Annotated in this window: 23 protein-coding genes; 12 read left to right on the top strand and 11 right to left on the bottom strand. The window is 65.9% G+C overall.

All coding sequences use genetic code 11. The features are described from left to right. The first annotated feature begins 2 nt into the window (after positions 1-2). Positions 3-1817 carry a phosphogluconate dehydratase gene (gene edd, locus RIN79_RS04305; RefSeq protein WP_309083385.1) on the top strand — a complete coding sequence of 605 codons (1815 nt, stop codon included), beginning with the start codon at positions 3-5 and terminating at the stop codon, positions 1815-1817. An 84-nt stretch (positions 1818-1901) separates the two neighbouring features. On the opposite strand, the gene RIN79_RS04310 is transcribed toward edd, so the two are convergent. After that, entirely contained in the window at positions 1902-3377 is a 1476-nt protein-coding gene (locus RIN79_RS04310) for a class I SAM-dependent methyltransferase (RefSeq protein WP_309083386.1), read from the bottom strand. Next, positions 3374-3637 (bottom strand): hypothetical protein, encoded by a 264-nt coding sequence (locus RIN79_RS04315; RefSeq protein ID WP_309083387.1) that lies wholly within the window; start codon positions 3635-3637, stop codon positions 3374-3376. Before RIN79_RS04315 ends, RIN79_RS04310 begins: the two co-directional genes overlap by 4 nt. A gap of 196 nt (positions 3638-3833) precedes the next feature. On the opposite strand from RIN79_RS04315, the gene RIN79_RS04320 reads away from it, so the two are divergent. Next, complete coding sequence (locus RIN79_RS04320; protein WP_309083388.1) at positions 3834-5501, top strand: sulfatase-like hydrolase/transferase; 1668 nt, start codon at positions 3834-3836, stop codon at positions 5499-5501. 101 nt (positions 5502-5602) lie between these two features. Beyond that, entirely contained in the window at positions 5603-7000 is a 1398-nt protein-coding gene (gene chrA, locus RIN79_RS04325) for a chromate efflux transporter (protein ID WP_309083389.1), read from the top strand. A gap of 102 nt (positions 7001-7102) precedes the next feature. Here the strand turns inward: chrA and RIN79_RS04330 are convergent, their stop codons facing one another. From RIN79_RS04330 to RIN79_RS04350, 5 genes are all read right to left on the bottom strand, one after another. Further along, positions 7103-7483 (bottom strand): hypothetical protein, encoded by a 381-nt coding sequence (locus RIN79_RS04330; RefSeq protein WP_309083390.1) that lies wholly within the window; start codon positions 7481-7483, stop codon positions 7103-7105. Between the two features lie 6 nt (positions 7484-7489). Then, on the bottom strand, positions 7490-8452 hold the full coding sequence (locus tag RIN79_RS04335) for a GlxA family transcriptional regulator (RefSeq protein WP_309083391.1): 963 nt from the start codon (positions 8450-8452) through the stop codon (positions 7490-7492). Between the two features lie 48 nt (positions 8453-8500). After that, positions 8501-9397 carry a bifunctional methylenetetrahydrofolate dehydrogenase/methenyltetrahydrofolate cyclohydrolase gene (locus RIN79_RS04340; RefSeq protein ID WP_309083392.1) on the bottom strand — a complete coding sequence of 299 codons (897 nt, stop codon included), beginning with the start codon at positions 9395-9397 and terminating at the stop codon, positions 8501-8503. A 91-nt stretch (positions 9398-9488) separates the two neighbouring features. Continuing rightward, positions 9489-11633, bottom strand: a complete 2145-nt coding sequence (locus tag RIN79_RS04345; RefSeq protein ID WP_309083393.1) for a GumC family protein — start codon at positions 11631-11633, stop codon at positions 9489-9491. 132 nt (positions 11634-11765) lie between these two features. After that, positions 11766-11924: a hypothetical protein gene (locus tag RIN79_RS04350; protein ID WP_309083394.1), complete on the bottom strand. Its 159-nt coding sequence runs from the start codon at positions 11922-11924 to the stop codon at positions 11766-11768. 28 nt (positions 11925-11952) lie between these two features. Between RIN79_RS04350 and RIN79_RS04355 the strand changes: the two genes are divergently transcribed. Then, complete coding sequence (locus RIN79_RS04355; protein ID WP_309083395.1) at positions 11953-13173, top strand: lipopolysaccharide biosynthesis protein; 1221 nt, start codon at positions 11953-11955, stop codon at positions 13171-13173. Positions 13174-13175: 2 nt separating this feature from the next. On the opposite strand, the gene RIN79_RS04360 is transcribed toward RIN79_RS04355, so the two are convergent. Genes RIN79_RS04360 through RIN79_RS04370 form a run of 3 tightly spaced genes read right to left on the bottom strand, consistent with a single transcriptional unit; the run spans position 13176 to position 16035 of the window. Then, a complete protein-coding gene (locus RIN79_RS04360) occupies positions 13176-14081 on the bottom strand; it encodes a DUF6492 family protein (protein ID WP_309083534.1) in 906 nt (301 codons plus the stop codon). Positions 14082-14086: 5 nt separating this feature from the next. Next, positions 14087-14869: a WecB/TagA/CpsF family glycosyltransferase gene (locus RIN79_RS04365; protein ID WP_309083396.1), complete on the bottom strand. Its 783-nt coding sequence runs from the start codon at positions 14867-14869 to the stop codon at positions 14087-14089. Further along, positions 14866-16035 carry a glycosyltransferase family 4 protein gene (locus RIN79_RS04370; protein WP_309083397.1) on the bottom strand — a complete coding sequence of 390 codons (1170 nt, stop codon included), beginning with the start codon at positions 16033-16035 and terminating at the stop codon, positions 14866-14868. Before RIN79_RS04370 ends, RIN79_RS04365 begins: the two co-directional genes overlap by 4 nt. A 197-nt stretch (positions 16036-16232) precedes the next feature. Between RIN79_RS04370 and RIN79_RS04375 the strand changes: the two genes are divergently transcribed. Beyond that, a complete protein-coding gene (locus RIN79_RS04375; protein WP_309083398.1) occupies positions 16233-17231 on the top strand; it encodes a glycosyltransferase in 999 nt (332 codons plus the stop codon). 116 nt (positions 17232-17347) lie between these two features. Continuing rightward, positions 17348-18154, top strand: a complete 807-nt coding sequence (proC, locus tag RIN79_RS04380) for a pyrroline-5-carboxylate reductase (protein ID WP_309083399.1) — start codon at positions 17348-17350, stop codon at positions 18152-18154. An 8-nt stretch (positions 18155-18162) separates the two neighbouring features. Here proC and RIN79_RS04385 read toward each other — a convergent pair whose 3' ends face one another. Beyond that, entirely contained in the window at positions 18163-18528 is a 366-nt protein-coding gene (locus RIN79_RS04385) for a cupin domain-containing protein (protein WP_309083400.1), read from the bottom strand. Positions 18529-18626: 98 nt separating this feature from the next. Between RIN79_RS04385 and RIN79_RS04390 the strand changes: the two genes are divergently transcribed. From RIN79_RS04390 to RIN79_RS04415, 6 genes are read left to right on the top strand one after another with little or no spacing between them, the layout of a single operon-like run. Next, positions 18627-19634 carry a BMP family ABC transporter substrate-binding protein gene (locus RIN79_RS04390; RefSeq protein WP_309083401.1) on the top strand — a complete coding sequence of 336 codons (1008 nt, stop codon included), beginning with the start codon at positions 18627-18629 and terminating at the stop codon, positions 19632-19634. A gap of 55 nt (positions 19635-19689) precedes the next feature. Further along, positions 19690-21207 (top strand): ABC transporter ATP-binding protein, encoded by a 1518-nt coding sequence (locus RIN79_RS04395; RefSeq protein ID WP_309083402.1) that lies wholly within the window; start codon positions 19690-19692, stop codon positions 21205-21207. Continuing rightward, positions 21204-22262 carry an ABC transporter permease gene (locus tag RIN79_RS04400; RefSeq protein ID WP_309083403.1) on the top strand — a complete coding sequence of 353 codons (1059 nt, stop codon included), beginning with the start codon at positions 21204-21206 and terminating at the stop codon, positions 22260-22262. Before RIN79_RS04395 ends, RIN79_RS04400 begins: the two co-directional genes overlap by 4 nt. Further along, the gene (locus tag RIN79_RS04405) at positions 22255-23157 is read left to right on the top strand and encodes an ABC transporter permease (protein ID WP_309083404.1); all 903 of its coding nucleotides are present in this window, start codon (positions 22255-22257) and stop codon (positions 23155-23157) included. Before RIN79_RS04400 ends, RIN79_RS04405 begins: the two co-directional genes overlap by 8 nt. Positions 23158-23166: 9 nt before the next feature. Beyond that, the gene (locus tag RIN79_RS04410; RefSeq protein WP_309083405.1) at positions 23167-24483 is read left to right on the top strand and encodes an amidohydrolase; all 1317 of its coding nucleotides are present in this window, start codon (positions 23167-23169) and stop codon (positions 24481-24483) included. 11 nt (positions 24484-24494) lie between these two features. Beyond that, on the top strand, positions 24495-25337 hold the full coding sequence (locus tag RIN79_RS04415; RefSeq protein ID WP_309083406.1) for a purine-nucleoside phosphorylase: 843 nt from the start codon (positions 24495-24497) through the stop codon (positions 25335-25337). The last annotated feature ends 2 nt before the right edge of the window (positions 25338-25339 follow it).

A 25339-nucleotide genomic window follows, 5' to 3' on the forward strand; every position in this document is an offset into this window, starting at 1 on the left:
CCATGACCGCAAGGCGAGAGATCGAAGCCGTCACCGCCCGCATTCGCGAGCGCTCGCGCGCAAGCCGGGAGGTCTATCTGGCCCGCCTGAACGAAGCCGCGGCAAAGGGCGTCCACCGCGCCACGCTTTCCTGCGGCAACCTCGCACATGGTTTTGCCGCCTGCGCGCCGCACGACAAGCAGGCGCTGGCCGGGGATACGGTACCAAATCTCGGCATCATCACATCCTACAACGACATGCTCTCGGCACATCAGCCCTACGAGGACTATCCGCGGATCATCAAGGAGGCAGTGCGCGAGGTGGGCGCGGTGGCGCAGGTGGCGGGCGGCGTGCCCGCCATGTGCGACGGCGTCACCCAGGGCCAGCCGGGCATGCAGCTCTCGCTGTTCTCGCGCGACGTGATCGCGCTCGCCACCGCGGTCGGCCTTTCGCACAACATGTTCGATGCCGCCGTCTATCTTGGCATCTGCGACAAGATCGTGCCGGGGCTCACCATCGCCGCCCTCACCTTCGGCCACCTGCCTGCCGTCTTCGTCCCGGCCGGGCCGATGACGAGCGGGCTGCCGAACGACGAGAAGTCGCGCATCCGCCAGCTCTATGCGGAAGGAAAGGTCGGCCGCGAAGCCCTGCTCGATGCGGAAGCGAAATCCTATCACGGGCCGGGCACCTGCACCTTCTACGGTACGGCGAATTCCAACCAGATGCTGATGGAGATCATGGGCCTGCACACGCCCGGCTCCTCCTTCGTCAACCCGAATACGCCGCTGCGCGAGGCGCTGACGAAGGAGGCGGCCAAGCGGGCGCTGGCGATCACCGCACTCGGCAACGAGTTCACGCCCGTGGGGCGCATGATCGATGAGCGTTCGGTCGTGAACGGTGTGATCGGGCTCAACGCCACCGGCGGCTCGACCAACCACACGATGCATCTGGTCGCCATGGCCGCCGCAGCCGGGATAAAGCTCACCTGGGCGGATATCGCCGAGATTTCCGAGCATGTGCCGCTGCTCGCGCGCATCTACCCGAACGGACTTGCGGACGTGAACCATTTCCATGCCGCGGGTGGGCTCGGCTTCCTCATTCGCGAGTTGCTCGATGCCGGCTTGCTGCATGAGGATGTCCAGACGGTCTGGGGCCCGGGGTTGCGACCCTATGCCGTCGAGGCGAGGCTTGGGGCCGACGGCACCGTTGTGCGGGAGCCCGCGCCGGAAAGGAGCGGCGACGAAAAAGTGCTGGTGCCGGTTGCGAAGGCATTCCAGCCCACCGGGGGCCTGCGCGTGCTCCAGGGCAATCTCGGCCAGGCGATCATAAAGACCTCAGCCGTGAAGCCGCAGCATCGCGTCGTCGAGGCGCCGGCGATCGTCTTCGACGCCCAGGAAGAGCTCCAGGCTGCCTTCAAGGCGGGCGAGCTTGACCGCGACTTCATTGCCGTCATCCGCTTCCAGGGCCCGAAGGCCAATGGAATGCCGGAGCTGCACAAGCTCACCCCCGTGCTCGGCGTGCTGCAGGACCGAGGGTACAAGGTGGCCCTGGTGACCGATGGGCGCATGTCCGGCGCGTCGGGCAAGGTGCCGGCGGCGATCCATGTCACGCCCGAGGCCGCGGACGGCGGCGCGCTCGCCAAGGTGAGGGACGGCGACTTTCTGCGGCTAGACGCCGAGAAGGGGACGCTGGAAGTGCTCATCGGAGCGGAGGAGCTTTCAGGCCGCGAACCGGCTTCCGCCGACCTTTCGCGCGAGCATTTCGGCATGGGACGCGAGCTTTTCGCCGGCTTTCGACAGCTTGTCTCGCGTGCAGATCAGGGCGCGTCGGTGTTTTGAATCCGACTGGCGGAGAGGGGTAGCGGCCCTTCGTACCTCCTCTGGCAGGCCAGAGGGGATGGTGTCGCACCATCTCTCCGGCCGTTACGCTTGGCCGCGCGCCGTCGCGAAATAGATGTGCCGCTTGCCGCCCTTGAGCGGCTGATCTGCCTTGATGTCGAAATGAGCCGACAGAAGCTCGCGGAAGACCTCCGGATGGTAGTCGTCATACTGGTCTTCGCGGTTGGCGAGCAGCGTCTCGACCATCTCGTCGTCGCGGCCGACGAACTCGATCACCAGGGAGGTTCCGAGCCCGGCCAGCCAGGCGATGAAATCGGCGAGCGGGATGTTGGCCGAAATAACGATATGGTGGATGAGCGCCAGGCACAGAGTAAGTTCGGGCTTTCCGCGCTCGGTGATCGCCTTCCGCTCCTGTCCGCGCCAGCCCTGGCTCGGCGAGGCGTCGGCGAGGTTTACCACCAGCGGCAGGATGTTCTTCGTGCCGTCCCGGGCCTTCTCGCGGCGATAGAGGTGCTCGATGGCCATCCAGTCGCCGTCCATCGCGACGACATAGTCGGAGTGGTCGGCGACAACGCGTGAGAAGGTGCCCGTGTTGCAGCCGAGATCCCAGGCCAGCCGCCAGCGCCGCGTGGAAGCGGCCTGCCGCACGAAGCCGATCTTCTTGTTCAGCTCCGCATCGTCATAGGAATGCGTGCGGTCGTAGTCGGCCCAGGTGGTCTCGGTGTTGGCCGGCTCCAGCCTGGAGACGAGCCGCGTGAGCTTCTCCACATTGCGCTCTATCAACGCCTTGCCGAATCCGGCCTCCGCCAGCGCGCCGCGCATATTCTGCTTGCCGCCGGAATAACGCTTCTGCAGCGCGCTCTGCGCCGCCACATGCAGGAGGACGCCGGGCCGCAACAGGTCTCGCGAGGACATCAGCGCCCGCATCTCGTCGGCCGGTATGCCGTCGATGCGGCCGCGCAGCCATGGCCGGTAATCCACGCCCTTATAGGCCTGCAGCATCAGCGGATAGAGGAAGAGCTCACAGAATTGGCGGTAGCCCACCCACGGCTCGCCCGGAGCGAGCGTCTCGAAGGAGGGAATGTCGATGAAGACGGGTTGCGCGCCCTGCCATTGCATATTGTAGGCGGACGAGTCCTTCAGGATCATGTCGGCAGACAGCGCGCTCTTCATCAGCTCCAGATGAAGCAGCGCCGCATCCTTCAGCATGCCGAAGGACCACTCGTAGGGGTAGGAAATGAACGGAATGCGCGCATGCTCCAGCATGCCCGCCCAGTGTCCCAACTCCAGCCCCTCGGCCAGCGGATCGACGCTCCTCGTCTCCACCACATGGCGCTGGTTGCGCAGTGCCTGAAAGAAGGGCGCCTGTTCGAGCGCGCGCCAGTTGCCGAGCGCTGTCGGGCTCAAATAACGGAAGACACGGCCGTCGCGGTAGAAAACCGCGCCGTCGCGGTCGCGGTAGGAGCCGGGCTCGCGCTCGATCTGCAGCGACTGTTCGATGCGGGCCGAACTGTCGGCAACGCTCGTCGGCTCCGCTCTGAGCGGACGAGCCTCGTTCACCTATCGGCCTGCAATCCGCCGGAGGACTTCTTGACTTCCACCGGCTGGGGCGCTTCGCGCCGCACGCCGATCGCGGTCAGGAACTTGTGCCAGTAAAGCTTGCCGGCAATCGCAAGGCCGGCGATGCCGCCAAGGAGGACCTGAAGGATCATGCTGCCGGTGCCAGCGTCGAGATAGGCATGCGCGCCGGACGTGGAAATGCCGACGAACAGCAGGGAAAGCGTAAGCGGAAAAAGACCGGCTGCGAAATTCAGTCGCATCAGAATTGCCTTTCCTTCGTATTGGACCTGTCCCAACGGAGGCCGGAACGTCGTCAATCGTCAGACGTTCCTTTCTCTTTTAAAAAAATGTCGTAAATCTGTCATATATGAAACGGGTGGGCCAGGTCCATCCGGAACTTCGAAGGTTTTTCAGTGGCATGGCTGGTCGCGCGCGGCCGAAAGGGAGGTGATGTTCATGGCCGGGGATCGCGAGCCGGATGCCATGGCCGGCAAAGCGCCGGGACGGCGCGGAACGTTTTCGGGCGACCGCTCCTATCCCCTGCACCCCTTCCTGTTCGCGGTCGCTTCCGTCCTCGTCATGATGGCGAGGAACCTCGACCACACGTCCGTTGCCGACATCGTGCCCTCCCTCGCCGGCGCGCTCCTTTTCGCGCTTCTCGTTTACCTGCTGGTCGCAGCGCTGCGGCAGCGCTTCGACCGGCTGACTGCGGTCATCGCCAGCATCTGGGTGGTGGGCTGTCTCTTCTATGCCGGCCTGTTCGGGCGGCTGAACGGACTCGTCGATGGCGGCTATCCAATGGCGCGCACGCTGCCCTTCGCCATTGCCGCGCTTGCGGGCGTGACGTTGCTGGCGCTCTTATTGCGCAGGGCCGCCGGCCTGATGCACAGCGTGCTCAACGGCATCGCCGTCGTCCTGCTGATAAGCCCGGCATGGCAAGCCGTCGCCTATGAATGGGAGCACGGCGCCGCCCGCGAGGTCTATGATCCGGACCAAGCGGTGGCCGAGGTCGAGCCTTATGTCGCGCCCACAGGACAAACAGGCGGAGACAAGCGGCCGCCGGACATCTATCACTTCATCTTCGACCGCTATGCTTCCGAAGACGTGCTGAAGGATCATTACGCGCTCGACAACAGCGCCATCGGCCGGTTCCTGGAGGAGCGCGGCTTCTATCTCGCCCGCGGCAGCAACTCCAACTACCACAAGACCGGTCCCTCCGTAGCCTCGACCTTCTATATGGATTACTTGGACCTTCTGGGGAGCGACGAGCGCGTCAAGGACAGCAACTGGCATCCCATCTACGAGATGCTGGACGACCACCGGGTTGCCCGGATCCTGAAATCGCGCGGCTACGAGTACATCCAGTTCGGCTCCTGGTGGGTGGGGACCTACCACAATCCCGTCGCCGACGAGAACCACCCGCACGGGTTCAGCGAATTCGAAATGCTCTATCTCAGGCGCACAATCCTGCGCCCGCTGTTCCACGTGCTTCCCGACACGCCGCTGACAATGCGGCTCGACTGGGACAACGCGCAGTGCCAGCGGGTCGGGCCGCAGGTGGAGCAGATCAAAGCACTCGGAGAGCGAGACAAGCCGCTCTATGTCTTCGCCCATTTCCTTCTGCCGCACGGCCCGTTCAACTTCACTGCCGATGGACAGTGCCTTACCATCGAGGAGCAGACGGAAAGAGGCGAGGAGCAGGGCTATCTCGACGCGATCGCCTATGCGAACAGCATCATCCGCGACATCGTGACCACGCTGCAGAGCCCTGACCGCGAGCCGCCGGTGATCCTGATCCAGGCGGACGAGGGACCCTTCCCCGCGCGGGACGACCGCGTGCCGTGGCAGCAGGCGCCGGCGGACGAGCTGCGCATCAAGAGCGGCATCCTCAACGCCTATTACTTCCCCAATGGCGACTACAGCGCGCTTCGGCCGGATGTCACGCCGGTGAACAGCTACCGGGTGCTGTTCAACACCTATCTCGGAACGAATTTTCCGCTGCTGCCGGACCGCATCTTCTTCTTTCCCAATGACGGCAACCTCTATGAGTACCACGACGTGACGGAGAAGGTGCGCGGGCCCAGCATCGCCGGCCGGGCAGATGCCCATCCAGTGCATCGGTGATTCCGTCCTTGAGCTCCACAGCCGCTTGACGCCGCCCTCCGGTTAGGCGAGGCGTATCCCGGCGCTGCTGCGCTGCAGCACCGGTCGTCGAGGAAGCGGAGATGGGCGAGTTTTCCACGGATCTGCCGGCGCAGGCCGCCGCACCCGGGCATCAGATCCCTTTCTCTGAGGGCGTGAAGGTGTGGTTCCGCGTCGCGGCGCTGAGCTTCGGCGGGCCTGCCGGGCAGATCGCGGTCATGCATCGGATCATCGTGGAGGAGAAGCGCTGGCTCGGCGAGAACCGATTCCTCCACGCGCTCAATTACTGCATGCTGCTTCCCGGCCCCGAAGCGCAGCAGCTTGCCGTCTATATCGGCTGGCTTCTGCACCGCACCGCAGGGGGCATCGTGGCCGGCACCCTATTCGTGCTGCCCGGCTTCCTGTCGATCCTGGCGCTGAGCTACATCTACGCCGCCTTCGGCAATGTGAACATCGTGGAGGGCCTGTTCTTCGGGCTGAAAGCGGCGGTGCTCGCCGTCGTGCTCCATGCGGTGGTGCGGATCGGAAAACGCGCGCTGAAGAACCGCGCCATGGTGGCGATCGCGGCCGCCGCCTTCATCGCCATCTTCTTCTTCGATGTGCCCTTTCCGCTCATCATCCTCGCCGCCGCCCTGGTCGGCTATTTCGGCGGCAGGGGCGGATCGCCCCTGTTCCGGATCGGCGGCGGCCACGGAGGCGCTGCCGGCCCGGTGCTGGCCGACAGCCAGTCCGTGCTCGGCGAGGAGACCCCGGCGCATGCGCGCCCCAATCTCGGCTGGTCGCTGAAGATCTCGGCCATCCTGCTGGCGCTGTGGCTCGTTCCGGTGCTGCTCCTGCTGGCGACCCTCGGCCCCGAAAATGTGTTCAGCCAGATCGCGATCTTCTTCAGCCAAATGGCGGTCGTCACATTCGGCGGCGCCTACGCGGTGCTCGCCTATGTAGCGCAGCAGGCGGTCGAGCATTATGGCTGGCTCCGGCCCGGCGAAATGCTCGACGGGCTGGGCATGGCGGAGACGACGCCTGGGCCGCTCATCATGGTGGTCCAGTTCGTCGGCTTCATGGCCGCCTACCGCGATCCGGGCGGGCTCGACCCGATGCTGGCGGCCACCCTTGCCGCCATGCTCACCACCTGGGTCACCTTCGTGCCCTGCTTCCTGTGGATCTTCCTCGGCGCGCCTTTCATCGAGACCCTGCGCGAGAACCGCGCCATGACGGGCGCCATGTCCGCGATCACGGCGGCCGTGGTCGGCGTTATCCTCAATCTCGCCATCTGGTTTTCCCTCCACGTTCTCTTCCGCGAGGTCTTTTCCTGGACCGGTTTCGGCATGGACATCGAGGTGCCGGTCTGGTCGAGCGTGAACGTCCCGGCCCTGGTACTCACCGCGGCGGCCATCCTCGCCATCTTTCGCTTCGGCGTGCCGCTTCTCGCAGTGCTGCTCCTCGCCGCCCTCGCCGGGCTGTCGTGGAGCGCGGCCAGCTAAGGAGCGCGCAAGCGCCATCGTCCCCGCGCCCCCTTTCGAGCCGGGCTGTTCCAAGAAGAAAGCGGGAAGCGGGGCGCATCAAGCGGGCTTCTCACTTTCATTTCACAGGCGCGGATTGACGCGCCCCGCCGGTGTCGCTTCCGCCGTCGGCCAGCCGGTCTTCCGTCCGCCGGAACCGTTGCCAGCTCTTTCGAGCACCCCCGTTGCCAAATCCCGCCGACGACCTCCTTTCTCAGCCCCGAGGAGCTCAGGATCATGGCCGTCCGGCAGGCCGGAAGCGCCGACCTGTCGCGGAACCTTTCCGCCGCGGATCTCGGTTCCGCCGCAAAAAGGTCCTCCACCGCCGCCCTTCCGAACCCCGCTGCGCATCGGTTCCCGCAAGGACGATGGGAGCAGTATAGGAGCGGCAAAAAACGCGTGGATAAACTTTTCTGTCGGATTGAGCAAAAACAAGGGTTTGGCCGGGAAATAGGCGAAATCCATCCACGTTTAATAGGTCGTTCGCCGTTCGTCGGAGGGCGGGCGGCCGAAAAGGAGCCGGTAGCTCTGGGCGAAATAGGAATGGGAGGTGAAGCCGGTGGCGATCGCCACGTCGAGAATGGGCATGTTCGTCTGGCGCAGGAGCTCGCGCGCCCGCTCCAGCCTTAGACGCATATAGTAGCGGCCCGGTGTCATGCCGAGATGGCGCAGGAAAAGCCGCTCCACCTGGCGCACGGAAAGCCCGACGCCCTTGGCCAGCTCGACGGCGGAAAAGGGCTCGTCGAGGTTTTCCGCCATGAGGGCGACGATCTTCTTCAGCTTGTCCGATTTGCCGGAAAGCTCGCGTTCCGGTCCGACGCGCTGCCGGTCCGCCTGGGAGCGGACGCGCTCGTGCTGGAACTGGTTGGCCACCTCGTTGACGAGGTCACTGCCGAAATCGGAGCGGATGATCTCCAGCATCAGGTCGATGGAGGTGGTGACGCCCGCGCAGGTGTAGCGTTTGCGGTCGATCTCATAGACATTGCCGGTGCAGTCGATATCGGGAAAACGCTCGCGGAAGCCGGCGCGGTTTTCCCAATGAATGGTGCAGCGGTGGCCGTCGAGCTGGCCGGCTTCGGCAAGCAGCAGCGAGCCCGCTGAAAGCGCGCCGAGCGCCCGCCCCTGCCGGCCCCAGGAGCGCAGGGCCGCCAGGACCTTGCTCTTGCCGGGAAACTCGGTCGCAAGACCCACGCAGACGAAGAGAATGTCAGCCGGCGGCAGGTCGCCGATGGCATAGTCCACCTTGATGGGCAGCCCGTTCGAGGCCATCACCGCCTCGCCGTCGGCCGACGCGGTCGTCCAGCTGTAGAAGTTGCGGTCGAGCAGGCGGTTGGCGGACCGGCATGTATCGATCGCCGCCGACAGCGAGAACATGGAAAACCGGTCGACCAGCAGGAATGCGAACTGCCGGCCTTCCGCCCTGCCCTCGATCATGGCGGAGCCCTCCACCAAATGGGACGGAGGCCGGTAGCGCATCGAGGGCTACATGGCCGGCGGCTCGCGCCTGGCCGCGCGGTAGGCGGAGGCCAATGTATTGGCCATCAGCATGGCGATGGTCATCGGCCCGACGCCGCCAGGCACCGGCGTGATTGCGCCCGCCACCTTCTCGGCTTCGGCATAGGCCACGTCGCCCACGAGCCGCGTCTTGCCTTCGCCCTTCTCTGGCGCCGGGACGCGGTTGATGCCGACATCGATGATCGTCGCGCCGGGCTTGATCCAGTCGCCCTTCACCATCTCCGCGCGTCCGACGGCCGCCACCAGGATGTCCGCACGGTGGCACACCTCCGGCAGATCAGCCGTTCGGCTGTGGGCGATGGTGACGGTCGCATTGGCCGCAAGCAGCAGATTGGCCATGGGCTTGCCGACGATGTTGGAGCGGCCGAGCACCACCGCAGAGAGGCCGGAAAGATCCTTGCCGTGAACGCCTTCGATCAGCAGCATGGCCCCGGCGGGTGTGCAGGGGACCAGCGCCTTGGTGATCGCGCCGGTACCAAGCATGCCGACATTCAGGATGTGGAACCCGTCTACATCCTTCTCCGGAGCGATCGTGTGGATGATGCGTTCTGAATTGATCTGCTTGGGAAGCGGCAGCTGCACGAGGATACCGTGAATGGCGGGATCGCGATTGAGCGATTCAACCAGCTGCACGAGCTCTTCCTCTGCGGTATCCTCCGGCAGCGAATGCTGGACCGAGTGGAAGCCGCATTCCGTCGCCTTCCTGCCCTTCGACGCGACATAGACCTGGCTGGCAGGGTCTTCGCCCACGATGACGACGGCAAGACCGGGCGTCGTGCCTGCCGCCTTCAGCTCCGCAGCCCCTTTCGTCACCTTGCGAACGATCTCTTCCGCGACCGCCTTCCCGTCGATGACCTGTGTCATCAGACCCTCCTCGCTCGAGTAGCTGCCCTTGGAATATGCGGCAAAGGGCCGTGCGCGCAATCCCGCGAAATGCCGCAATCGCCGAAAAGCTTCAGCGGCCGGGGCGAGAGCGCTCCTTCACCAGGGCGTCGAGCTCGCGGCGGAGCTCTTGCAGGCTCTCCCGGATCTGCTCGGGGGAGGAGAGCTCCGGTTCGTCCGCCCGCCGGGATTCGGCAGCGCGTGAACTCCGCCCGTCGGGGGGAGAAGCCTCCTGCAAGGGAGACAGCCGAGCGGTCGACCGCCCCCGGCCCGTCCGCGTCCTTGCGACAAGGCGCTGCCGACCACCGGCCGCCGCAGCAGCGTAATTTCCTCCGCGATCGGCGCTCCCTTCCGGCGGCGGGTCGAAGTCGTCGTAGTCCTCGTCCCGCCGACGGTAAGTCCCAGCCGTAGCGGAGCGGCGGGGTGCCATGGGGGGTGCCGAGCGGCGCGCCGCCGTGTTCTCGCGGAGGCTTTCCAGCGTGCCGCGCGCCGCGCCGATGCCGATGCCCGCCAGGAAGCCGAGGATCGTGCCGGCGATCGCCATGGAAGCGCGGCTGGTGCCCGTCGGCAGAAGCGGCGGATAGGCCGTGGAGATGATGCTGAAATTGGCCGTGTTCAGGCTGCGCTGCTGGCCGGTCTCTCGCGCGCGCAGAAGGAAGGATTCGTAGACGGCGCGGCGCGCGGCGGCTTCGCGCTCGAGTTCGCGCAGCTGCACCCGCTGCGCCTCAAGGTCGCCCTTCTCGACCTTCAGCTGCGCCAGACGGCTGGCGAGTTCCTGCTCGAGCTGCCGGGCGCGACTGAGCTCGACCTGCGTCGAGGCCGTCACCCGCTGCAGCTCGCTTGCGATGGCCTGCCGCGCGCCGGCGAGCTCCGCCTGGATCGCCTGGTTGCTCGGATGGCGCGGGCCAAGGCTCGTGGCGGCGCGGTCGGCCTGCTGCTTCAGGCCCGCATATTGGGCAAGCAGCTCGGTCATCACCGGCGAGGATACCTGCTCCGGAAGCGCGCCTCCAAGAACCTGTTCCACGCCCAGATCGCGGGCCGAGTCGACACGCGCTTGCAGCTCCGCCGTACGAGCCCGGGCGGTGGAAAGCTGATCGTTCAGGCGAACGATCTCGTCGTCAGTGATCAGGCGCCCGTCGGCATCGATGATGTCATGCCGCGCCTTGAAGTCCGCCACCGCCCGTTCGGCTGCCTCGACCTGGCCCTGCAATTCCTGCAAGCCGCCGCTGATCTCCGTGGTCGCCCTGTTCGCCGTCTGGCGCTGCATTTCGCCCGTCTGCTCGACAAAGACCTCCGCCGTGGTGTTGGCGATCCGCGCCGACTTTTCCGGATCCTCGGTGGTTGCGCCGATATGGATGACGAAGGTGCGCTCGTTGCGCTCCACATTCAGCTTTTCCGCAAGGTTCTGCACCGCCAGCGCTTGCTGCCTCTGCGCGTCGTCTTCGCCGCCGCTGCTGCCGAAGGACAGCAACGCACGCGGATTGAGCAGCGTGCCGAGAAGGCTGCCGCCCTGGCCGTTGAATTCAGGATCGGCGGCAAGGTTTAGGCGCTCGGCCACCTTGGTGAGAACCGTGCCCGAGCGGATGATCGCGACCTGGTTCTCAATCAGAGCCAACGTGGCATCCGACGGCAGATTGCCTCCGGTCAGCTCGCGCTCGACGATCTGCAGGTCGCGCGGATCAAACAGGATTTCCGTCGCGGAATAATACTGCTTCGGCGTGGCGAGCGCGACGAGAACACCGAGAACGGCGCCCAGGATCGTCGTGAGCAGGATCAGCCACTTCGCGCGAAAAATCCCGGATAGAACCCGCATCGGATCGATGACGGGCCGCCAATAGGCATCCTCCTGCGCACGGCGCGCTGGTGCCCGGCTTTCCTCGTCAAGCGGCCGCGGGGCGGACCTGCGCACCGCCGGGGATGGCGAGAGCAGCCCCTTGTGCCGGGCCGGCTCCTCGATGGACGGGCGCGGCCGCAGCGGCTCGGCGGCCCTGGCGGGAACGGGCGAAGGCTTGGACCGGGCGGCTGAAAGGCGATCGGCCGCCTGCCGCAGCCAGGAGCGCCACCCCCTCTTCCCGAGAGGCTCCGCGCCGGCGGCCGGCGCGGAAGCTGGCGGGAGCGCGGCAGGCGAAGGCTCAGCGTCGCTGCGCGCCTGGGGCTCGGATCGAGCCTGTCCCGGAATGCGCGAAAGCAGGGATTCGCCGCGCGTGGACGCGGCCATGGCATTGCTCAAGGAGAGGAGCGACCGGTTTTCCCAGTTCTTTTGAGGATGGTCTGGATCGAACATTGGCGGCCGCGCTACCGTATCCTTTGGGCCGCGGGCGCATGCCCCCGCGCTTTTCCTTAAGCTAGCCTAAAGAGATAGCGCAAACAAAATGTTAATCGCGGCCAAGAAGACCGCGCGCCCGCCGTCCCATAGAATAGCGGCTGTGCGGCGAAAGAACGGCAGGTTAAGCTTTGCCTGATAGCGCTCAGGCGGACGAGGCGCGACCGAGGTCAGGGCGATTTCCATTGCAGCCTTCATAGCGGCCAGGCAGAAAGTGCTGCGCGACTATTTCGCGGCGATCAGCGGCTCAGCCGGGCGGCTGGTCTTTTCCCTCGCCTATTTCGTCGTGCTGGCGAACGCGCTCTCCATCTCCGATTTCGGCCTCTTCGCCACGGCGTCGGCGGCCGGCGTCATGCTGTCGCGTATCCTCGCATTCGGCTTCATTGCCCCGCTCTACCGCATCGCGACCGTCAAGCCGCGGCTCATCGGCACCTATACGGCAGGCTTCCTGCTGATGAGCCTCATCTCGCTGCCCCTGCTGGCCGTGGCCAGCCTTGCCGTTTATCTGCTGTTCTTTCGCGGCGACATGGCCGCTTCCGCCTTCGCGGTCGTGGTGGTTACGGAGGCGCTTCTCTGGAGGCCGACGGAAGCCGTCATCATCGTCAACAACGGTCTCAACCGCTTCGCGCCCGCGGCTTTCCTGACGATCCTCGGCACGGCCTTCCGCGCGCTGGCGGCCGGGCTTTTCGTGCTCAGCCCGACACGGGACCTTTGGACCTGGACCCTCCTCTACCTCGCCGCCAACGCGCTTTCACTGGCGATCGCGGCCGGCTTCTTCTATCCGCGACAAAGGCTGAAACTCCAGCCGTCGCTATACCGGCAGCGCCTGGCGGACGCCGTCTATGTCGCCATAGCCGAGGTGCTGTTCTACCTGCAGAGCGAACTCGACAAGCTTTTGGTGCTGGCGCTGGGCGGGGCGCGGCTCGCCGGCATCTACTCCATCATCATGCGCCTCGTGGATCTCACGGCGATCCCCATCCGCACCTTCTCCATGCTCCTGGTGCAGAAGATGATGCGGGCGCCCGACATGATCGCCCGGCTCCGCGTCCGCTTCGGCATAGAGGCCGGGATATTCGCCGTCTCCACCCTTGCCATATTGGCGCTCGCCGTGCTGCTCCACTTCTACCCGACCATCCTCGGCCGCAACGTGGCCGAAGCCGCGCCGCTCGTGATCCTCGCGCTGTGCATTCCGGGGCTGCGGAACCTCGTGGAGTATCAGGCCGAGCTTCTGTTCGCGCGCGGCCAGACATTCCTGCGGGCCCTCAATCTGGCCCTGCTCACGCTGGTGAAGGGTGCGCTGCTCGCCTTCGTGCTCAAGCGCTATGCCGAGACCGGAGATATCGTGCTGGCGCTCAACTGGGTCTTCGTTACGATGTACGTGGTCTCGCTGATTTTCACCTACAGCGTGTTGAGGCTTCCCGCAAAGCGCGTCTGAGCCTAGCCGACGAGACGGCGCACAGCGTCGAGGTCCGTTCCCATGAAGGATTGGACGCCGATCGCCACCTGCGCCGGCTCCATCTCTTCGACCAGCCTGCGCAATCCGTCCGCGTCAAGAGGCGGCCCGAACCAATAGACGCGGCAAAACTGCGTCGCATCGTGGAAATGGCCGCGGCCCTCCAGGACCTCATCCACATAGCGGCCGTAGAGGATGCATTCGGAGAAGCGGCGGCGCGAGGCGATCACCTCCACCCAGTGACGATGATGATGCTCTTCGATATGGCGCATCATCGAGATCACCGTCTCGCGGCGCCAGGCGATGACGGTGGAGATATAATCGTGCAGGTGCGCCGGCTGCGGCGGCAGGGAGAGCACGTGCCCCGCATTGACCAGCCATTCCGCGTGATTGCCGACCGGTCCTCCGACGGGAAGCGCGCCGTCCCGGCGATAGAGCCGCACCGCGCCGTTGCGCCAGAATACGGAGACATCGAGCGGCTTCAGGAAGGCAACGTCCGAGTCGCAGTAGACCAGCGCCGCTTCAGGCACTTTTTCGGCGATGGCGATCCGGCGCAGCTGCTGCACGTGCCAGCCGCGCAGCGGCGCCGTGCGGGTGCTCAGCCAGACATGACGGCGGAACAGACTCAGGGGATCGCGCACCCCATGAAGCCAAGGGGGCAGCAGGTCGCGCTCATCGATCACGATGCGGTTGGCGCTCTCCAGCGCCCGGAACCGCGCCACGTCGTGGCCGGCCACCAGCAGATAATGCTTCGTGGCGCCGGTCACGAACCGGTCCACTGTTTCGCAGAGCAGCCGGCAACGCTCGAAATCCCCGGCATAACTCGGCGTGACCAGCGCGGCCGTCTCGGTCTGGTACCGTGTTTGTTGCGGGATCGGGTCGGGCGCCATGTCGTTCAAGGCTGCGCCCTCCGCTGCGACAGGCGCTGCACCAGCACGCGGGTGAGGAATAGCGGGTTGCCCACGATATAGCGCCGCCAGAGCCGCTTCGGTTCAATGGCGAGGCGGAATACCCATTCCATGCGCAGCCGCCGCATCCAAGCCGGTGCACGGGGCACCGCCCCGCTCAGGAAATCGAGCAGAGCCCCGACGGCGATAGGCATGGTGCAGTGCCGCTCGGTGATGTTGCGCGCGATCCAAAGTTCCTGGCGCGGCACGCCCATGGCAACGAGCAGGATGTCCGGCCGCAGGTCCTCGATCCTGGCGAGGATCTCCGGCTCTTCCCCCGGAGTGAAGAAGCCGTCATTGATGAAAATGAAACTGTGCTGCGGTGCGACGGTGGACAGCTTTGCCGCTGCGGCCTGCGCGTTCTCGCGCTTGGCGCCGATGAGGCCCACCTTGAGCGGCCGTTCCTCCGCCGCAAGCAGCGCCGGCACGAAATCCGTGCCGTTGAGGTTCGCCGGAAAAGACTCGCCATAAAGAAGCTTGGCTGCGATATCGACGCCGATCCCGTCGGGAAGCACGAGGAAGCCGTTCAGAGCCTCGGCGAATTCCGGCTCGCGGGCGGCTATGTTGGCATTGTGGGCGTTGAGGAAGGTCACTTTCGTGAAGCGGCGCTCGGCGAGGAGCCGACGCATGAGGGCGAGGCACTCGTCCCATTCGAGCGAGGCCACCGGCGAGCCGAGAATGGTGCGCCAGCGCAGGGTCTTCATGCCCGTGGGTGCGGCTTGGGCGCTCATGCGGCCGCGCCCTCGGGGACCCGCCCGAACACCGCCAGACCACGCCTTATCTGCCGGTCCAGCGCCGTGCGCTGGGCGCGATGGAACGCGCTTCCGTCCAGATCCCGGCCGTCTCGCGACATTTTTTGGAGAGCGTCGGCGAAGGCTCGCGGCTCATCAGCAATCACGCAGTTTCCCGGCAGTTGCGCAATGCCGCGCACCGAGCGGCTGGTCGCAACCGAGGGCAAGCCGAGCTCGAAGGTCTCGATGGTCTTGAGCTGGACGCCCGTCCCTGCGCGGCTGATGAGCGGGATCACCCGCCCCCTGCGCACGAATTCCGTGGCGTCCGGCACGCGCCCGACAAACTCGACGCGCCGATGCGCTTCGGCAAGGCCGGCCGGCGCCCGACCGGCGACGGCCACAGTGAAGCCGTCCGGGAGCAGAGGCACGACCTCGCGCAAGAACCATTCGAGGCCGATGAGGTTGGGCTGCCAGGTCCAGGTGCCGATCAAAGCGGCATCGTAGACCGGCTCTCGGGTCACCCGCGCGGGCGCCGCCGCCCGGGTGACGAGGGGCAGAGCGGCGGACCTGCCGTCGTCCGCAACGCCGAGCAGCGGCCGGTCCTCCTCCGCCAGGGTGAAGACGAACCGGGCCCTGGAGCAGAGCCGCTCTTCCAGCGCCTTGAGCAGGCGCGCCTCGCGCCTATAGAGCAGACGGCCCGGCAGGCTGGCAGATGCGGCGGCGTTTTCCTCTGCCGACAGGTATTCGACATTGTGCGCCACATAGACCGAGGGCAGGTCGGCGAAGACGCCCTCAAAGGCGCCGGCAAGCTGCACCGAGTTGAGGATCACGCCGTCGATCGGCTGCAGGGCGTCCAGCGCCGACCGCACCGCGGCGGGCGAGACGATGCGCAGCTTGGCCGAGCCGAAAGTGAGCCCATGGGAAACGGCAGCGGCGAGCCAACGAAGCTTCTGGCCAGCAGGCGCACCCGCCGTCGTCACATCGACGCTGCCGAGCACGACCGTGCTGTCGGGATTGGAAGGAGCTTTGCCCGGCCAGGTGAAGCCGAGCACGGTGACGCGCACGCCGGCGCGCGCCAGCGCGTCCAGCATGGCGGCATTGGCGATCTCGTAGCCGGTCTCCGGTGTCCCACAGGGGACGATGGATGTTGCAAACACCAGATGCATGCGGTCTTCCCTGTCGCCTCGCATTACCAAGGCGGCCGTGAAGTGTTGATTAAGACTGAGGGTAAACGATCCCGCGGCAAAGCAAATTGCCGCTTCACGCGCAAAGTGTTTAATGAAAGTTTAAGCGCAAGCGAGTCTAATCTGCTCAGGAACCGCCCTTGCGCGCGGCAACTCTCGGCAATCGGCAGGAAACTTGCTTGAACACCCAGTCCGAACATGATCTCGTCTCCATCGCCGCGCGCACGCCGAACCTGGCGGCGGAAGCGGTGGAGTGCGTTGTCACCGTGCCCACATTCAAACGCCCGGACCAGCTTTTGGCGACGCTCGCTTCTCTGGCGCGGCAGGAGACGAAGCGGCGCCTTGCCGTCATCGTCATCGAGAACGAGGCGACGGAGCGCGCGGGCGCCGAGGCGGCGGCGCCGCTCTTCGAGCGGGGTGAGATTTCGGGTCTTGTCATCATCGCCCATCAGCGCGGCAACTGCGCCGCCTACAACGCCGGATGGGAAACGGCGCTGAACACCTTTCCCAATTTCCGCAACCTGCTCGTCATTGACGACGACGAGATCGCCTCGCCCGGCTGGCTCGAAGCGATGTGCCGTACGGCGGAGACCCTTCCGGCCGATATCGTCGGCGGGCCGCAGGCCCCGGTCTTTGCCGATCCCTCGCACGAGGCTTTCGGCAGCCACCCGGTGTTCCGGCCGCCTTACGACAGGACCGGTCGCGTGCCCGCCCTTTATTCTTCTGGCAACCTGCTGATCGTCCGGCACGTGCTCGAAGTGATGGAGCGGCCCTTCCTGGACCTCAGATTCAATTTCATGGGGGGCGGCGATTCGGATTTCCTCAGCCGCGCGTCGCAAAAGGGCTTCCGGCTCGGATGGTGTGCCGAAGCGCCGGTGCACGAGGCCGTGCCGGCGCGCAGGATCGAGGCGGACTGGATCCGCGCACGCAGCCTGCGCAACGGCGTGATCTCAACCCTTGTGGAGAAGAAGAAGCGATCCGCCGAGCCGCTCGGCAGGGCCCGCGTGCTCGCCAAGAGCATCGCTCTTTTGGCCGCCTCACCGTTTCGCGCCGCGCGCCAGCTTGCCGCCACGCGTAAGACGTCCATCGCCATGTATCCGGTCTATGTGGGGCTCGGCCGGCTGCTCGCCGAATTCGGCTATGCCAACGAGCAGTACCGCGAACCCGAGAAGAACTGAGCGCCCTTCCCGCAATCCGCCCCTGCGGCCGGTCCCAAGTCGGCTGAAAATCCGCCAGCGGCATTGCATCGCGCATGCGGACGCGCCATTCCTTGCGGCAGCGTCAGGAGGGAAGAATGCGCAGGAAGGTGGTTCTCGTCGGCTGCGGAAACATGGGTTACGCGATGCTGAAAGGCTGGCTCGCGGCGGGGAAGCTGGCGGCGTCGGATGTCGCCGTCGTCGAGCCCAACGATCAACTGCGCAGCCGCGCGGTAGAGCATGGAGTAACCGTAGCCAAAGACGCGCGGGAGCTCGCCATTGCCGCCGACCTGGTGCTCTTCGCGGTGAAGCCGCAGGTGATCCGCGACGTGGCGCCGGCCTATCGCCGCTTTGCGCCGGGCGCGACCTTCCTCAGCGTCGCCGCCGGAACGCCCGTTGCCACTTTCGAGGAGATCCTCGGTCCCGACGCGCCGGTCATCCGCTGCATGCCGAACACGCCCGCCGCCATCGGCAAGGGTATGCTGGTCATCTTCTCCAATCGGAATGTGCGGGCGGACGCGAACGACTTCGTGCTGGACCTTCTCGCCGCCAGCGGCGCGGTGGCCACGGTGGATGACGAGGGGCTAATGGATGCCGTGACCGCGGTGTCCGGCTCCGGCCCGGCCTATCTTTTCCATTTCATCGAATGCCTGACGGCGGCGGGCGAGAAGGCAGGCCTGCCCCCCGAGACCGCAAAGCTCCTCGCCATGCAGACCGTCTACGGCGCAGCGGTCCTCGCAAAGGAAAGCGGCGAGGAGCCCGGCAGGCTGCGGGAACAGGTGACGAGCCCCAACGGCACGACGGCGGCCGCCCTGGGTGTGCTGATGGGGGAGAATCGGCTGCTCGATCTGGTGAGCGAGGCGGTGGAGGCGGCGAGGAAACGGTCGATCGAGCTGGGAATCTAGGCTGCGGGCTACTCCAGGTTCACATAGCAGTCCGGCCGGAAGCGCGGGACGCAGAGACAGTAGAACTCCAGATCTCCTGTGCCCGTATTGGTGATGCGCTGCGGCACATCCGCCGGGATCACGACCTGATCACCCACCGCGACCGGACGGGTCTGCCCGCCGACCTCGACGATGCCTTCACCCTTGCGCAGGATATAGCGTTCGGATGTGCCGGCCAGCTTGTGAAGCTGCGTCGTCACGCCCGGCTCCACGCGGGCAATGGCAAGGGAAGCTTCCGGCGAGGAGGGGTCGTTGAGCAATTCGGTGATATAGCAGCGTTCGGTTGTCCAGAACTCCTGCCAACCCTTGTCCGCGACATACCAGTCAGGCGGCATCGGCATCCTCCTTCGACCCAATCAGCAAAAACCAGCTTCCTTGACAATTGTTAGAAAGCGCCCTGTTATCTGTCAAAACTCAGGTGATGGAGACGGGCATGCGGTTCTGGAAAGCGTTTGTGGCTGCGGGATTCGGGGCGGTGGCCTTGGCTTCCAGCGCTGCGGCCCAGGACCGGCTGTTCGTCTATGTCTCGCCCGATCCGATCGGCGTCAATCCCTTCCTGCAGCTGGGCAGGACCGGCATCGAGGCGGCCGGCGAGCAATATGGCGCGGAGGTGGTCACCTATGAGAGCCGAACCGCAGCCGAGCGCGTGGAGAACGTGAACGCGGCGGTCAACGAGGGCGCCGACATCGTCGTCCTGCTGGGCTTCGAGTTCAACGATGTCGTGCGGGAGGTTGCGCCGACTGCGCCCGACACGCAATTCCTCATCGTCGACCAGTGCATCGAGGACCGGCCGGAGAATGTCCATTGCGCCGTATTCCGCGAGTATGAGGCAAGCTATCTCCTCGGAGTGGAAGCCGGGATGCTGTCCGAATCAAAGCGGGTCGGCGTCGTCGGGGCGCTGGACATCCCCTTCCTGCACCGCCACACGGATGGGTTTTCGCAAGGGGCGAAGTCGGTCGCGGCAGATATCGAGGTGGACGTCAGATGGGTGGGCGGGGAAAACCCCTTTGCCGACCCCGTGCGCGCCAAGGAGCAGGCCGTCGCCATGCAGGCGGCAGGGGCCGACCACATCCTCGCCGCCACCTCGGGCGGCGATTTCGGCATCTTCGAGGCGGCGAAGGAGCGGGGCTTCAAGGTTTTCGGCGTGGATGTGAACCATTGCCCCCAAGCGCCGGGCCAGGTGATCGACATCATGCTGAAGCGCGTCGACAGTGCCATGGTGCAGGCGATCGGCGCGATCCTCGACGGCCGGACCGACGTCATGATGTCGCTGGGTCTCAAGGAAGGCGGCATGTCGACCATATCGCTGCAGGAGGATATGCTCGCCGGAAGCCAGTGCGTCATTGCCGAACATCCGGAGGTGATCGAGAAGGTGCGCAGCGTCGCCCAAAGCATCAAGAACGGATCGCTGCAGCTCAAGGACCCGATGTTCGCGCAGTGAGGCTTCGTACCAGCCGGCGCTCGGTTCGCCATAAAAATCCCTAGCGAGTCCGCCGATGCGTGTAGCCCTTTCCGGCATCACCGTCCGCTTCGGCGAGTTGATGGCCGTCGATGACGTCTCGCTCACCATCGAGCCGGGCGAGATCCACGCGATCCTGGGGGAGAACGGCGCCGGCAAGACGACTCTTATGAACGCGCTCTTCGGCCTCGTCCGGCTGGCGGCGGGGACAATCACCATCGACGGGACGGAACGGCGCTGGAGCTCGCCCCAGGATGCCATCCGCGCCGGGCTCGGCATGGTGCACCAGCACTTCATGCTGCAGGACACCATGACGGTGCTGGAGAACATCGTGCTGTGCGCCGAGCCGGTCGGCCGCCTCGGCTTCGTCGATTTTGCAACGGCGCGCAGGCGTCTTCACGAAAAGGCGGAGACGCACGGTATTTCGCTGCCCCTGGGCCGCCAGGTCGGCGCGCTCTCCGTGGGCGAGAAGCAGGTGGTCGAAATCCTCAAGCTGCTTTACCGGGACGCCGAGGTCCTGATCCTCGACGAGCCCACCTCCGTGCTGACTCCGGAGGAGAAGGATCGGCTCTTCTCGGTGCTCCGCAGTTTCCGCGCCGAAGGCAAGGCCATCGTGCTCATCACGCACAAGCTTGACGAGGTGATGGAGAGCGCCGACCGCGTCAGCGTAATGCGCGGCGGCAGGCTTGTCTCGTCCAGCCCCCTCGCTGCCACCTCCAAGGAGCGCATCGGCCGCGAGATCATCGGCGGTGAGCTCCCGAGCCCGCGGACGCGCGGCGAATACCGGCCCGGAGAGACGGTGCTTTCCGTCGAGGGGCTGCGGATCGCGAGCCGCGCAGGCAGCGTCGGCCCCATTTCCTTCGAGGTTCGCGCCGGAGAGATCCTCGGCATAGCGGGCGTGAGCGGCAACGGGCAGGCGGAGCTTGTCCAGGCACTTGTCGGCCTCAAACGCCCGCTTTCGGGCGAAATCGCTCTATTCGGCCGGCGCCTCGACACGCTGGACATCGCGGCGAGACGGCGGATCGGCATGAGCTACATCCCCGAGGACCGCCAGCGCACGGGCCTGGCGCTCGCCGCGACGGTAAGCGAGAACGCCAATGCGGGCCGCGAGGACGCCCGCGCCTATACGCGCGGGCCCTTTCTCAATCGTGCGGCCATGGCCCGCTTCGCCCGCGGGCTGATCGACCGGTACCGAATACGCGTCGCGGGGCCGCACGCGCGCGCGGCAACCATGTCCGGCGGCAACAAGCAGAAGCTCGTCGTCGGACGCGAGTTGGCGCGCGCAACGCCGCTCACCATCGCGGAGAACCCCACCTGGGGCGTGGATATCGGCGCGATGGACTTCATCCACGGCGAGCTGATGCGCATGCGCGACGAAGGCCACGCCGTCCTGCTTGTCTCGACGGAGCTCGACGAGATCCTGGCGCTGTCGGATCGTATTCTCGTGATGTATGAGGGCCGGATCGCCGGCGAGGTCGCCGGGAGAGAGGCGGACCGCGAGCGCATCGGCAGATTGATGACGTCGCGCGCCGAAGCTTTGCCGGAGGTGGCATGAGCGCGCGCGGAATAGCATCCGGAGAGGCGCTTTCCTGGATCGGCGCGGCGGCGGCCATCCTCGCTGTCTTCTTCCTGCTGATGCTGATGGTCGGCGCGCCGGTCGGCGAGGCGCTGCAGGGCTTCTTCAACGGCGCGTTTGGCGGGCGGCGCTTCTCCTATCTGATGACGACCTTGAGCCGCGCGGCGCTGATCATCGGCATGGCCGTTTCGGTCATGCTGAGTTTCCGGGCCGGGCTCTTCAATATCGGCGGCGAGGGCCAGCTGGTGGCGGGCGGCCTGGTCGCGGCGCTCGCGGCCATTCTCCTGCCTGGACCGCCGCTTCTCGTGCTCGTGGTCTCGATCCTTGCCGCCATGCTGGCGGGCGCTGTTTGGGCCCTTCTGGCGGGTGTGCTCCAGCTCTATGTCGGCGTGCCGCTGCTCGTCGGCTCCCTGTTGCTCAATTATCCGGCGCGCTACATCGCCTCCTATCTCGTGGCGCATCCCTTCCGAGATGTGCAGTCGGGCATGCTGCAGTCACATCTGGTCCCGCAGGATATGTGGCTGCCCTATTTTCCGGGCACGCGGCTCGATATCGGCATCCTGCTCATCGGATTCGTCGCCGTCGGGGCGATCGTCTACAGCTACACGACCCTCCACGGCTACCGCGCGCGCATGAACGGGCTCTCGCCCGATTTCGCCCGCGCCGTCGGCCTGCCGGTGACGAGGCTCGCGCTGAGCACGCTCGCCATGAGCGGCGCGATCGCGGGCCTCGTCGGCGCGGTCGCCGTCTTCGGCATCCATCACCGCTATATCGACGGCATGCTCGTACAGCCGCTCTATGCCTGGACCGGGATCATCGCCGTTCTCCTGGTCGGCATGGCGCCATGGGCCGTGCCTCTCTCCGGCCTGTTCTTCGCCGCCGTGCAAACGGGCGCGGCCGGAATGGAGCGCGCCGCAGGCGTTCCGAAGGAGATCGCGCTGATCATGCAGGCGGTCATCATCCTGTTTGTCGCAACGCGGGTGTCGGGCGCGCTCCTTGCCTCCTCCGAGCGCCGGGGGGCCGACGGTGCTTGACCTCCTGTTCGATTCCTCCTTTGCCGCGTCGGTCCCGCGTTTCGTCACGCCGATCCTGTTAGCAGCCCTCGGCGGGGCGCTTTGCGAGCGCGCGGGCGTGTTCAACATAGCACTCGAAGGATTCATCCTCGTCGGCGCCTTCTTCGCCGTGCTCGGCTCCTATTTCACCGGCTCGCCCTGGTTCGGAGCGCTCGCAGCAATCCTTGCCGGCATCGGCATGGGGCTGATCTTCGCAGAGTTCAACCTGCGGCGCGGCGGCGATCCGATCGTGGTGTCGATCGCGATCAACCTGCTTGCCGCCGGGCTCACAACCTATCTCCTGCGCGCGATCTTCGACGTCATCGGCGCCTTCACCGACCCGAATATCGTCGGCTTCCGCCCCATCAAGGTTCCGGTCATCGAGTCCATTCCGCTGCTCGGCCCGATCCTCAGCGGACAGCCCATCCTGTTCTATGTGGCGCTCGCGGCGGTGCCGGCCGTCCACTATTTCCTTGCGCGCCACCGGCTGGGCCTGCGCATGCGCGCTGCCGGCGAGAATGCGGCGGCGCTGCAGGCCGGCGGCGTGAGCCCGCAGAAAGTGCGGCTCTGGGCGCTGGTCGCCTGCGGCATGCTCTGCGGCCTGGCGGGAGCGCAGCTCTCCATCGCCAATGTCAGCCTGTTCGTGGAGAATATGAGCGCGGGGCGCGGCTGGATCGCCGTCGTCGCCGTCCTGCTCACGCGCGGGCGCCCGCTGCCGCTGTTCCTCATCGCCGTCATCTTTGGCGCGGTGGACAGTTTTTCCTTCCGCGTGCAGGGGCTGGGGCTTGCGCAGCAGTTCACGGATATGATGCCTTATTTGGCCACACTGCTTATGCTGGTGGGGCTTTCCTGGTGGCGCAGGCGGCAGGAGGTCTGAGGAAAAGCCATGACGGATCTGGTGATCAAGAATGCCACGGTCGTGACCTGCGATCAAAACGGCACGGTGATCGCCGACGGTGGCGTGGCGGTCGAGAACGGCCGGATCGTGCATGTAGGCCCTTCGGCTGAGCTTGAAGCGCTTGCGGCAAAAGCCCGGGAAGTGGTGGACGGCTCGAAGCACATCCTCATGCCCGGTCTCGTCAACACGCATTGCCACGCGGCGGACAGCCTGTTCCGCGGGCTCGTCGAGGACCTGCCGCTCGAGCCATGGCTGCAGAAGGTCTGGAAGGCCGAAGGCGCCATCCTCAACCGCGAAACCACCTATCTCGGCAGCGTCCTCGGCTTTGCGGAGTTGCTCCTTGCCGGGGTCACGACAGTGATGGACATGTTCTGGTACCCGGACGAGGCTGTGCGCGCAGCGCGGACTTTGGGACTGCGCATCTCGACCGGCGGCATCTTCTTCGACCCGCCCGGGGTGACCGGCCATGATCTGAAGGGCCGCATTGCGGAAGCGGAACGCTTCTTCGACGAGTTCGGCCGTGCCGACGACGTCTTTCCCGCCATCCTGCCGCACGGCGCCTATACCGTCTCCCCTGAGAATCTGCGGGTTGCAAAGGAGATCGCCGACCGGCACGGGGCGCTTTTCTGCACCCATGCTGCGGAAACCCGCGCCGAGCAGGCCGATGTGACCAGCCGCTACGGACGTTCGGTGATCCGCCACCTCGACCACCTTGGGCTCCTCGGCGAGCGCACGGTGCTCGCCCATTGCGTTCATCTCGACGACGAGGAGATCGAGATACTTGCGCGCACCGGCACCTCGGTCGCGCACAATCCCATGTCGAACATGAAGCTCGCCTCCGGTTTCGCGCGCGTCCCCGACATGCTTTCCGCGAGCGTCAATGTATCGCTCGGCACGGACGGGGCGATCAGCGGGAATGATCTGGATATGTGGATGGCCCTGCGCCTCGCAGCCACGATTCACAAGGCCTTCACCGGCCGGGCGGACGCAATCTCCACGGCTGAGGCGCTCGGTATGGCGACCAACGCAGGCGCCAAGGCGCTCGGTGCCGCCGATCGCATCGGCAGCCTCGAGGTCGGGAAATTCGCCGATATGATCCTGATCGATCTGAAGCGCCCGCACGCCGTGCCGGTTTTCGATCCGGTCACGCATCTGGTCTATTCGACGGCGAAATCCGACGTGCGTCACGTCTTCGTGGGCGGGAGGCAGGTGGTGCGCGACGGCGTGCTCACCCGCCACCGGATCGAAGACACCATCGCCGCCGTCGAGGACCTGCAGCCCAGGATCGCCGCCAGCATCGCCTGAAGGAGCCCCGAATGAGCGAAAGCCAGCTTTCCCGCCTCGACCGCGCCCATGCCTCGATCGCCCACCGCGCGGGCCCGCCCGCGGAAATCGCGATCATGCTAGGCTCCGGCCTTGGCCACCTCGCCGATGCCGTGCAGGGCGCCACCGTGATCCCCTATGCCGAGATTGCAGGCTTCCCCCTCTCGACCGCGCCGAGTCACAAGGGCCAGCTCGTCATCGGCAGCCTCTTTGGCCGGCGTGCTGTGGTGATGCAGGGTCGGCTCCATCTATACGAGGGCTGGGCGCCCCGGGATATCAGCCTTGCCGTCTATCTGCTGAAGCGGCTGGGCAGCAACAGCCTTATCGTCACCAACGCGGCGGGCGGGCTCAACCCGGATTATCGGCCGGGCGACGTGATGCTGATCGAGGATCATCTGAACTTCACCGGGTTCAACCCGCTTGTCGGGCCGAACGACGATGCGATCGGCCTGCGTTTCCCGGATATGTCGCGTGCCTACGATCCGGACCTCCTGGAGTTGGCCGCGGAGGCCGCAGACCGAACCCTGCAACCGGTTCACCGCGGCATCTATGCAGGCATCCTCGGCCCTTCCCTCGAGACTTCAGCCGAGCGCCGCTTCCTGCGCGCGGCGGGCGGCGACGCGGTGGGCATGTCGACGGTCACCGAGGTGATCGCCGCCGTGCATGCGGGCCTGCGCGTCGTCGGCCTTTCGGCCATCACCAACGCGGCAACGGGCGGTCCGGACCAACAGCCGGACACGGTGGAGGAAGTGCTCGCCAATGCGGCGATCTGCGGCGACAAGATCGAGGCGATCCTGCGGGAGCTTCTGCCCGTGCTGCCCCAGCGGATGAGCTGAGG

This window comes from Chelativorans sp. (assembly GCF_031180965.1).
Lineage (GTDB): Bacteria > Pseudomonadota > Alphaproteobacteria > Rhizobiales > Rhizobiaceae > Chelativorans.